The following is an 11,413-nucleotide window of genomic DNA, read 5'->3' as shown; positions in this document are numbered from 1 at the left end:
CTACTTTCCATGAATCAGCTGCAACGCCTTTTCCAACGGCTCGTCCCGGCCGGCGGCAATGCCGCGGATCGTGGGCTCTACCTTCACTTGTGGCACGATGCCGATTTGCTGGGTTTCGCGGCCGTCGGGATAGTAGATGCCGATCCCGCTGATGCCCGTACCAATGCCACCGGGCAGTACGATGGGCGATACGTTTCCATCCGCACCGGCTGTTGTACTACCGATCACGGTTACATTCGGCGCTGCCGAAAACGCCATGGTGGTGTATTCGGACTGGCTCATCGTGCTTTCATTCACGATCACGATCACTTTGCCTTTGTAGGGGCCGGGGTTGGTTTTGCCTACTTTCAGTTCTGGCAACCAGGTAAACACCCCGGGCATCTGGAATTGGGGATTGGTGAATTTCACAAAGGGCCTTGCTTCCGGTAGCAGCATTTGGCCGAATGAAAACACCATGAAATCGGATGGATAGCAACGCATATCTACAATCAGGCCCTTGCTTTTCATGAGTTCCGGGGTGATGGCGGGCAGATAGGTGTTTTTGAATTTTCCTGGAAATACATAAGCGACATCCGGTTCGATCATCTTAAAGCAAGTGTCCTTATTATTGAAATTGGCGTAGATATTGATCTTGCCGCGCGGATAGACCGCAATGGTGGATTTTTGTATTTTTCCGCTCCGCTTGAAGGTGATTGCGAGGGTGGAGTCATTGCTGCGGAGCAAATTCGGCGCCATGGTTTTCAACTGAATGACCGGATTAGATCCGGGCGTATACGGCTTTTGCGCGGCGATGATCTGTTGAACATTCTTACCATTGATCGTTTCGATGACGTCGCCGGGTTTCAGGCCCGTTTGTTCACCCAATTGTGCATTATAATAATTGATGACGACGGGTTTGCCTTCGATGAAGCCCAGCTCCACGGGCGCGTAGTTCTTTCCGAAATATTTGTCCAGCGCGTCATGATAGCCGTACAGGTTGGCGTGCGAGTCTTTCACACGCGTGATGAGTGCAAGCGCGGCGAGCTTGTATTCCGTTTCGTCGGCCGCCATCACGAATTTGGGCACGAATTCCTGCAACACCGCATACCAGTCTTCGCGAATGAGGGGTTTGTAGGGAAAAAAATACTCGATCATATTCCAGTAACGGAACAATGAAAGCAGCCTGAAACCGGCGTCGGGGTAGGCCATTCCCTTATAGGCATTCTCATTTTTAAAATCGGGGTTACCTGCGCCCGGGTTTGCGGCGACGTAATACAGTTCACCCTTTCGTTCTGCCTTACGGATCGAATCCAGCGTGGACGACAGCGCCTTATCCCATGCATTGATCCAGGCAAAATCGGGTTTCAATGCTGCGCCGGCGGGGATAGTTTCGCCGGTTAATGCCTTCACAGGGCCTAATTTAGCCAGCCATTGCGTGAGCACACGCTGCCTTTCAGTGTCATTTTTGGCGGCGATATAGGGTCCGGCCACGCGGAATAGCTCGTAATCCATATTGAAATTCCCGCCGGTTACGGCAGGGTGATGGTATTTCACAAAACCCCAGATCCTGCCTAGCCTGGCGAGATTATCAGTTTGTTCTTTTGAAAGCGGGTGTCCCGGGCCTAGGGCTAGTTTCGAGCCGCCGTCGAACTCGGTGTCGAGCTCGGCCGCCGGGATTTTTCTGGGAGGTGCCTCGTTAAATGGCTTGCCGTCGATCAGCAGTTCAAACTGATCGATCCAGACCGTGCCGGAACCGACGAGCAATGCGCCGATAAATACCTTTTCGGCCCGCGGAGGATAGGGGAATTTGATGCTGTACTGTTTCCAGTCCGCCGTTCCATGCAGGTTTTCCGATTGCATGTTGCTCATATTCAGTATTCCCGGCTTCCCGTCAACCCGCAACATTAATCCGGCCCAGCCTTTTTCCACGTCTTTGAATTTCATATATCCCCGCAGCTCGATCTCCTGGCCGCTGTATGAAACCGGGATCATGTGCGCCGCACACCCAAATTGGATATTGTCCATCGAAGCCGGCGATTGAATGCGGACCGACGCCCTTCCCTGGTATTTTTCCGTGGTGTCGGTTGTAAGGATATAGCCCTTGCCCCATTCCATCCAGGGGTTAGGTAATCCGTCGGCAGGCGCTGTTTTCTCAAAATTGAAGTTAAAATTTGTAGATGAAGGCTGTTGCGCAAGGGCGTTCGCAATGCAAAACGCGCACAGGAGCAGGGTAAAAATGTATCGCATGAGTGAGGTTTTCTTTGTAAAAGAAGGGTTACTAATGCTAATACTGTAACCGGATGTGAAATGAATGTTACCTGACGCTAAACGAGAATCCCCAACGCATTTCGAAATGCATCGGGGATTCTTAGCAAAGTGTCGCCGGGCGACGTTCGCCGGGCTACGCTGAGGAATGTTCCTTACCAGGGAAGTGTGTCGTCCAGGAAGAAGAAGCCGCCGTTAGGGCCATCGGCACCGATGGTAGCAAGGCGAACGCTGGTTTCGGCGCCGTCTTCGGGCGTCATCGGTGCTACCGAGCCGCCCAGCGGTGTCTGTACCCAGCCGGGGTGTACCGAGTTTACCTTGACGGTAGTGTCCTTCAATTCATGGGCCAAATGCACGGTGAATGCATTCAATGCGGTTTTGGAGGCACCATAGGCGAACATTTTTACGGCGTATATCTGTGAGTCGGGGTCGGAGTGGAGGCCCAGCGAGCCAAGGGTGCTGGAAAGGTTAACGATCCGGCCGGCGTCCGATTTTTGAATGAGCGGCAAGAGAGCCTGCGTAATGAAAACGACCGCGAAGAAATTGGCTTCCATCGTATCGCGCAACGCCTCGCGCGACAGCCCGCTCGTGGCGCGCTCCCTGCCAATGGCCGCAAACGGCTCGCCTTCACGACTGATACCCGCGTTGTTGATCAGGATATCGAGTTTGCCGAATTTGTTTTCGAAATAGGTATAGGCAGCTGTATAATCGGCCTCGTTCAATACCTCGAACCGGATGGACTCGGCGTTGATGCCTTCTGTTTTCAGCTTTTCAACGGCTTCCCGGCCTGCCGCTTCGTCGCGGGCGCCTATCACGGGAAAAATGCCCAGCTTGCCCAGTTTGCGGGCTGTTTCAAATCCTATTCCGCGGTTACCGCCGGTAATGAAGGCTACTTTTTGTGTCGACATGGTTGTTTGATTTAATATAAATTGATTTTTATACTTACTAGTAAGTAAGTTATTTGGGCAAAAAATTTATGGTTTGAGTTCGAGTTTCAACTGGGCTACTACGGCCAGGTAATGGTCGTTGCCAATGAGCCGTGCGTGCTGCAACGCGCCCGCGAGCGCGGAGGTTACCAATCCGGCCTTCCCGGCTGCACTGCCTTTGAATTGAAATACGCCTTCGGATTTACCAGCTTCGAGGACACGCGTAAACCATTCTTTCACCTCCGACAAGTACGTCGCCGCTTCCAGCCGGATCGAGTCGGGGAGTTGCTTGTAATCCGACGCGCTGGCGCCGATCATGCAAATGCGGTTGCCGTTTTCAAGGTATTGCTGGTACATGGCCAGAAATGCATCCAGTTTTTCCTCGGGACTTTTATCCTGCAAACTGGCGGCGAATTTGGTAAAAACCTCATGATCGCGGCGTACCACATCCAGCCCAAGATCTTCCTTGCTGGGAAAATGGTAATGCACTGCCGCATTCTTCATGCCCAGCTGCGACGAGATCTGCTGGTAGCTCAAAGAAGGGTAGCCTACCTGCTGCACCAGTTCGGTGGCCAGTTCGGCAATTTTATCCTTTGTTTCCGATCTCATATTGCATGCATTTAAATGATGGCTCAAATTTACTTACTAGTTAGTAAGTTTTCCAAGCTTTTATCCAATTTTATTTTAAACAAAAAAAGAAACCCCGCGGAAATTTACCGCAGGGCTCTTCTGACACACCAGACTAGTTCCTGATAGTGAACCCGTTATTTTGTTTTTTCCAAACGGAGGATATAATCGATACCGTCCACAAACTCGGCGCCTTTGGTCAGCTTGTCCGCCGACGGGTCGTATTCCCAGATGTAATCTTTGTCAACCGCATTCACGGCGATGTATGCTTTGCCGTCTTCCACCACCACGGCATTCACCATCCGCTCACCTTTGTCGGCAGGGAGGTCGAGTTTTTTAATAAATGCCCCGTTTTTCACATCGATCACCGAGAATGAGTGGTCGGCGTCGATGCTCGTGCCCGCAATGCGCGTTCGTACGATGGCCTTGCCGTTTCCGATGTACCACATGGCAGGGCCCATTCCGTTGCCGGTTTTGGCCGAGAGGTCGAAATAATAGGTTGGGTCAAGTGTGGTAGCGCCTTTTTTGATGCGGTATACAGCCGAAGGCGATTTGTAGTCATAACCACCCACAGGGTCGCTGATGAAATAAATATCCCCGTTTTCATCCTGGAAGGAAGCCGGCGCGTACACGATCGGGCCGCCCGGTGTCGTGCTGCGGGTATCGGTAATGGTGCTTTCCGTTTTCATGGACGGGTAGCTCACAACAGCCACATTGAACTCCTTGTAAACGGGCATGTTAGGATATTGCGTCCAGTCGGACGACGAGAACTGGTAGCCGATGAACAGCTTTCCGTCGCGGTACTCGGCAAATCCGATGCTGTAACCATCAAATCCTGTCGGTTTCGCTTTCAGGTCGAGCTTTCCGGTAGTCACGGTCATGTCGGCGACCTTCACGATCGCATAGCGGCCCTCGCTTTCGCCTTCACCGAAAATCACGAGCGTCTGATCGTCGATCCACGCAAAGGAGCTCCAATTGAGAAACGTGAACGGCACTTCCTTATCGATCACCAATGCCCCGTTTTCGACATGGTATTTACCAAAACGGCCGCTGCCGAAGTTGGCGTGGTAGTAAAATCCATCCTTTTGAATAATGTCCTGGGCATATACTTTGCCGGTCATCTCGGCGCCGTTGCCTTTGAGGCTGATGGTGCCGCTCGTCAGCGACGGCACATCGGCGATATAATAGGCGGTATTAGGCCATGCCCCTACGCAAAGGACCGCCGAATACTTGCCTTCTTCTTCCACTGGGGTGCCTCCGTTATTGTCGTCGCTGTCACTGCATCCGTTGAGGGTTAAAGCGGTGAGGGCAATCAGGATGGCTTTTGCCGGGTAGCTGAATAATCTGTTCATTTTGGGTGTTTAAAGATAAAATTTGAGTTATTAATGGATAAAATAGCGGAGTTTCAACGCGAATGCACGGCCGGGTTTTTGGAGCCTGAAATTGTCGTAAGCGAGGTCGTCGGTCAGGTTGCGGCATTCCGCCGACACATTATAGCGGCCGTCCGCGAATGAATAGCTCAGCGTCGCATTGTGGATCAGCTGGCTCGGGATCGTCGATTTGCCGTTTACATTGCCGAACGCCTCCCAGGTCAGGTAAAACCAATGCACATACTGGGTAAACCAGCTGAATTGCAATCGGGAACCTTTCATAAACACATCACTTTTCCCGATGCCGAAATTGGCATTACCGAAGAACCACGGCTGATTAGGGATTTTGTTCTTGTAAGTCGCTTCGGGCACATTGGAAGCCGTGCTCCCGAATTTGGTCATGTTAACAGCACTTTGGTAGGTGGCGTTCACATTGAAGGAAAGCAGGTCGGCGTAATCGTACCGCAGTTCCGCCTCGAAGCCCGTCACGCGTACATTCGATTTGTTTTCGTTTTTCAAAGCCTTCGAACGCTGGTCGGCCACGGGGTAAATAAAGTCGGAAGCATTGCGGTAAAAACCGGCCGCCTCGGCGAAAAAGCGGTGCTTGCCCGTCCGGAAGCCATAGTAGGAGCCCAGGTTTACGTTGTCGCTGCGTTCGGGTTTCAGGTCGGGATTGGGCTGGACGTTCAAGCCGTCCCCAAACACTTCTTCCACTTCCTGCAAGCGGAAAGTATGCTCAACCGAGAGCTTCACACCGAGGTCAGGCAGGATTTTGTACCGCGATGCGACACCGTAACCGTAATTCGGGAATTTGTCGGTCAAAACCTGGTAGTCATTGTCGATCCACTTCTTCCGTTCGAGGCTCAGACCATAATATTTTCCAAAGAATGTATTCGTCCAGCGCTTGTCGAGCAGCTCTTGCTGGTAGGCCAGGCCCAGGATTTGCTTCGTCATAATGCCCGGCATATCGTCGCCTGACACGAGCAGTTCATTGTAATTCTCGTTTTTGAGACGGTCGATGGTGTAGTTGAGGTTAAAAGAATGCTTTTCGTTGAGCGTGTAGCTCGCATTCGCACGCAGGAAGGCGCGCGGGCGGATGATGTGCGAAAGCGACTTGATGCCTCCCATTTCGGTAGCGCCCTTGGTAGTCCAGGAACCGTCCCAGTAATATTGGCGGAGCAGGGTGTCGGCGGTCAGATATTTGTCGGTCGAAAGCGAAGCAAACAGGTTGACATCCAGCCCATTTACGAGCAGATTGTTTTTCTTGTACCGCAATGTTCCGGTCGAGGATTTACCTTTCCGCTGCACGTTGCCATACACAATGGCCTGCTCGAAACCCGTTTGCTGATCCTGGCGGCTCTCCGAGTAACCAAAACCCGCATAAAGTACATCGGCCCAGCTTTTATTGGTAATGCCGACCTCCACCTGGCCCATTCCCGAGCGGTAATGGTCGTGAAAGCGCTTCACGTCGGTCAGGACGAAGTTCGCGCCGGTAAGGTCGGTAATCTGGTTGCCGACGCGGGTGCCGCCTTCCAGGATCTCGACGCCCTTCATTTTATAGTTGTTGTCGGAATAATTGAAAAAGCCGCTTGCTTTCACGGTAATGCCCGTCGGCTTGTGCACATATTGGGCCGTCAGCGCCGAACGGTGGGTGTTAAACGAGCCGTAGCTATGGCTCAGGTCGAGATAGTTCGTCTGTTTCTGGTTGGTAATCACGTTCACCGCGCCGCCCATCGCATCCGAGCCCAGCTGCACCGGCACGACGCCCTTGTACACCTCGATCCGCTCCGAAAGATTGACCGGAATGTTGTTCAGCGACATCGCGCTGCCCATGACCTCCATCGGTACGCCGTCGATAAAGTATTTGACGGCCTTCCCGGAAAGCCCGTTGATCGAAAAGTTGAAGCTAGACCCGAGCCCGCCCTGCTCGCGGATACGTACGCCTGCGCTGCGGTTGAGTACTTGGTTGAGGTCGGCAGTCGTGTTCTGGAATTGCTTCGTTTCGATCGCATTCACGGTAAATGCCTGTTCCTTCACCGCCTGCGTCTCCGTTTTGCCGTAAACGCTTACTTCGTTGAGGTTTTGCTGGTTTTCTTTGAGTTGAAAGTTGAAAGTGGCTGTCTTGCCGGACTGAATACTGATTGTTTCGGATACTGTTTTGTAGCCCATCAAAGTGGCCTGCAAAGTATAAGTCCCTGACTTCACGTTAGGCAATTCGAAAAACCCGTTCGGATCGGTCGTAACGCCGTGCGGGGTTTTTGAGATTGAAACGGTAACACCCGGAAGCGCCTCGCCGGATTCTGTTTTGACATAACCGGAAACCGAGGGTAGTTTTTGGGCGAACCCGTGGAACCCATTAAAGCTGATGGTAATCAGGAGGAATAAACGTATAAGTAAACTGCGTGGCATGAGGTGTTGATTCATATATCACCTCTTAGTAGCCCCAAAGCAACGCACCCGAAGGTCGGTTTTGAAAAAAATTAGAATTTAGTGAGAAGCTGAATCGTAGAAGCCGTAGCGTTTCTTGATTTTACCTTTGATGGTCGTGGAGCAGGTGATTTGACGCCTTACTACCTCAAAATCTTGCGGATCGAGCCTGCCTATCACGACAGCCGGGCGGTTTTTAATGATGGTACAGAGCTCGGCACGTTCGACGATCTTGAGTTTCGAGCAGTCGACAAACGAGGTATGGTCGAGGTAATCACGACCGGCAGCCTGAAATTCGATGTGCTGGCATTGAAGATCCAGATTGTAATTGACCTTCATATTGAGTTCGGTATTGATGTATACGGAAGCCAGAGTCAGGCTGTCAGCCGATTCACCGACAATGATGAAACGCTTGACTTTGGGCGGAGTCGTATCTTTGACCATCATCCGAAGGACGGTCCCGATCAATGATGTCATTTGAATGATAGCGTCTCTGTGTTATCATTCAAACTTTGCCGAATGGATCAGCAACTGGTCTTCAATGTACTTGACCATATGGTTGTCCGCACCACCGGCTTTGGCTATTGCAATGGGACTAATTTCCTTGTCGCGGGCGGTCTGGTTCCAGGCCTCGTCATGCGATTTGTCCGTCAGGTCGTTAAAACTGAGATTTTTGTTTTCCCGTACAGATTCGTCAATGCATTGCATTTCCGATTCGGAAAGAAAATCGAGATCGGGATCCGCGATTGCTTCAATGGAAAAGCGGTCTATGGTCGAAAAGAAGCGGGTATAGGCCAGGCTACCTTCTTTCACACTTTTATAAATATCGTAGGCAAGAGAAGGTACCGGCCCATTCTTCATCGCATGGTAATGGTCCTGCGAAATAGCAGCGCCATACCTGACCAAATGCTTTTGCTCGGCGAAGTAAAGGATTTTAAAAAGCTTGTGAATGTCGGAGCGCCCGCCCAGCTTTTGCAGAATGTAAAGTAATAAATGAATGGTCCCTTCGATTTTTTCTTCCAATACGTTCATAGCTCAAAATAGGATTTACCTGATATTGATTACCTGAGTGCAGAATGAAGGAACATTTGAGTAGTAACACAAAGATATATATTCTTTTGGAATTTTTACATCCACTATGGATTTTTTCCAAATTTTCTTAACATTCTCATAACTCCCCGCTAGTCCCCATATCAGTAATTTTGTCGTTCGCATTACTTGTATATTTTAACAACCACCCAAACTAAACCCATGGATTCAAGAAGAGATTTTATTAAGAAGGCAGCAATGCTGGCTGGGGGCGCGGGAGCGGCAAGTTTGTTCCCGGAGTCGGTGCAGCGGGCGATGGCGATCAGTCCCGACCCGAATACCTCTTACCTAGATGCCGAGCACGTCGTGATCCTGATGCAGGAAAACCGCTCGTTCGACCACAGTTACGGCAAGTTACAGGGTGTCCGCGGGTTCAACGATCCCCGGGCGATCGACCTGCCGAATAAGAACAAAGTATGGCTTCAAACCGACCGGAAGGGTGATACTTACGCGCCGTTCCGCCTGGATATTAAAAATACCAAAGCCACCTGGATGCACGACCTGCCGCACTCACGCGAGTCGCAGGTGGACGCGTACAATGGCGGGAAATACGATAAATGGCTCACTTCCAAACGCTCCGGCCACAAGGAATACGCCGAAATGCCGCTCACGCTCGGGTATTACGACCGGGAGGATATTCCGTTCTATTATGCATTGGCCGATGCATTCACGATTTGCGACCAGAATTTTTGCTCATCGATGACGCCTACGCACCCGAACCGCTACTACCTCTGGTCGGGCACGATCCGCGAGAAGCCGGAGATGGACTCGCTGGCGGTGGTGCGGAACAGCTATTTCTCGATCAACAAACCGGTGAAATGGAAGACGTTCCCCGAGCGTATGCAGGAGGCCGGTATCAGCTGGAAGTTTTATCAGAATGAGGTAGGAGCGGTGGTGCAGTTCCATCCGGGCGTAGGTTCCTGGCTGAGCAATTTTGGGTGTAACCCGTTGGAGCGTTATGCGCAATATGGTGTAAAGTATTCCAAAGATTTTATCCATTACGCGACTTTGGAAGTCGAAAAAACGAAGAAGGATCTGCCCGCATTGAAGGAGAAAATGGAAGCAGCGACGGGAGCGGAAAAAGACAAACTGACCAAATCCTGGGAGCAGCGCCACGCATTGCTGGAACGCCTCGAAGCCGATCTGGCGGAATTCAGCGAGGAGAACTTTAAAAAGCTGTCGGTATTTCAGCAAGAGCTGCACCGCAATGCATTCGTAACGAATCGGAATGATCCGGATTACCTGAAACTATCGTCGATTTCCTACACCGAAGGCGGCGAAACACGGAAGATTGATGTTCCCAAAAGTGACATTTTTTACCAGTTCCGGAAGGATGTGAACGAAGGCAAGCTGCCGGCGGTGTCGTACCTGGCCTCGCCTCAGAATTTCTCGGACCACCCGTCGGCGCCGTGGTATGGTGCGTGGTACATTTCCGAGACACTCGATATCCTTACCAAAAATCCGGAGGTGTGGAAAAAGACGATCTTTATTCTTTGTTATGACGAGAATGATGGCTATTACGACCACATTCCGCCATTTTCGATCCCTGATCCGACTAAACCCAACTCCGGCAAAGTGTCCGCGGGCATCGATACCAAAGCCGAATACGTGCCGTTGGAACAGGACGAAACCCAGGTGCCGAAGGCGAATGCACGCGGCGGCGCAATCGGGCTGGGCTTCCGGGTGCCGTTGGTGGTAGCATCGCCCTGGTCGAGGGGCGGGAAGGTTTGCTCGCAGGTGTTCGACCATACTTCCATTATCCAGTTCCTGGAAGAATTTACGAGCCATAAATCGAAGAAGCAGGTCCGGGAAACCAATATTACCGAATGGCGGCGGACGATTTGCGGCAATATGAGCACGGTTTTCCAGCCATTCGACGCGTCGGCTTACAAGAAGCCGCAGCCGGTGAACCGCGATGAAATCCTGACGACCATTCACAAAGCGCAATTCAAAGACGCACCTGCTAATTTCAAGGCATTGAATGCGGCGGAAATGGATAAAATCAATGCAAACCCGCTCGGCTCGCCATTTTTGCCCAAACAGGAAAGCGGTACCAGGCCGTCTGTGGCCCTACCTTACGAGCTGTATGTGAACGGGGCGCTTTCGGCGGATAAGGCCGCATTTGAAGTTACTATGAATGCGGGGAACAAGGTATTCGGCCCGAAATCGGCCGGGGCGCCGTTTATCATTTATGCTATGAACCCTTACGAGGGAGAAGTGTTGCGGGTCTGGAATTATGCCGTGAAAGCGGGCGATACCCTGACGGAAAGTTTCAAACTGGCCAATTTCGAAAATGGACAGTACCATTTGAGGGTGTACGGCCCGAATGGCTATTTCCGCGAGTTCGCGGGGAACGCGCAGGAGCCGGACCTGACCGTCAGCTGCGGGTATGTTTTGGCTAAAAACGGTAAGCCGACCGGTGATGTCGAACTCGTGGCAGTCAATAAAGGAAAGAAATCCTTGAAGATCCAGGTGACGGACAACAGCTATCAGCAGAAAAATATCGAAATAAGCCTGCCGGGTGAAGCAACGGTGAAAACGCTCGTTCCAACGGCCCGGAGTCATCAATGGTATGACTTCAATGTGCATCACGGATCAGCCGGGGTGGCGCGGCGCTTCGCAGGACGCGTTGAAACGGGTAAAGAAAGCATCACTGATCCTTTCATGGCCAACGCGAACAGCAAAATTTGATTAACAGTATAGAGAAATCGCCGGGTTGGGTCTTATTCA

The 11,413-nt window shown here is 51.5% G+C and carries 8 protein-coding genes; 1 reads left to right on the top strand and 7 read right to left on the bottom strand.

What is annotated here, in order from left to right:
* The 7 genes from BMW93_RS15190 to BMW93_RS15160 all read right to left on the bottom strand — a co-directional run bounded on the left by BMW93_RS15190 (position 1) and on the right by BMW93_RS15160 (position 8,626).
* Positions 1-2,226, bottom strand: coding sequence for a S41 family peptidase (locus BMW93_RS15190; protein WP_090377558.1), 2,226 nt, complete (start codon positions 2,224-2,226; stop codon positions 1-3).
* 173 nt (positions 2,227-2,399) lie between these two features.
* Positions 2,400-3,152, bottom strand: coding sequence for an SDR family oxidoreductase (locus BMW93_RS15185; protein ID WP_090377555.1), 753 nt, complete (start codon positions 3,150-3,152; stop codon positions 2,400-2,402).
* Positions 3,153-3,218: 66 nt separating this feature from the next.
* On the bottom strand, positions 3,219-3,779 hold the full coding sequence (locus tag BMW93_RS15180) for a TetR/AcrR family transcriptional regulator (protein ID WP_090377552.1): 561 nt from the start codon (positions 3,777-3,779) through the stop codon (positions 3,219-3,221).
* A gap of 155 nt (positions 3,780-3,934) precedes the next feature.
* A complete protein-coding gene (locus BMW93_RS15175; protein WP_090377549.1) occupies positions 3,935-5,149 on the bottom strand; it encodes a DUF4374 domain-containing protein in 1,215 nt (404 codons plus the stop codon).
* Between the two features lie 30 nt (positions 5,150-5,179).
* The gene (locus tag BMW93_RS15170; protein ID WP_090377546.1) at positions 5,180-7,576 is read right to left on the bottom strand and encodes a TonB-dependent receptor; all 2,397 of its coding nucleotides are present in this window, start codon (positions 7,574-7,576) and stop codon (positions 5,180-5,182) included.
* A 78-nt stretch (positions 7,577-7,654) separates the two neighbouring features.
* Positions 7,655-8,071 (bottom strand): hypothetical protein, encoded by a 417-nt coding sequence (locus BMW93_RS15165; RefSeq protein WP_229240455.1) that lies wholly within the window; start codon positions 8,069-8,071, stop codon positions 7,655-7,657.
* 24 nt (positions 8,072-8,095) lie between these two features.
* Entirely contained in the window at positions 8,096-8,626 is a 531-nt protein-coding gene (locus tag BMW93_RS15160) for a Panacea domain-containing protein (protein WP_090377540.1), read from the bottom strand.
* 219 nt (positions 8,627-8,845) lie between these two features.
* On the opposite strand from BMW93_RS15160, the gene BMW93_RS15155 reads away from it, so the two are divergent.
* Positions 8,846-11,374, top strand: coding sequence for a phosphocholine-specific phospholipase C (locus BMW93_RS15155; RefSeq protein WP_090377536.1), 2,529 nt, complete (start codon positions 8,846-8,848; stop codon positions 11,372-11,374).
* Positions 11,375-11,413: the final 39 nt, after the last annotated feature.

The organism is Dyadobacter sp. SG02 (genome assembly GCF_900109045.1).
GTDB lineage: Bacteria > Bacteroidota > Bacteroidia > Cytophagales > Spirosomataceae > Dyadobacter.
The sequence above is the reverse complement of the archived record's forward strand: the minus strand, read 5'-3'. Positions and strand labels throughout refer to the sequence as shown.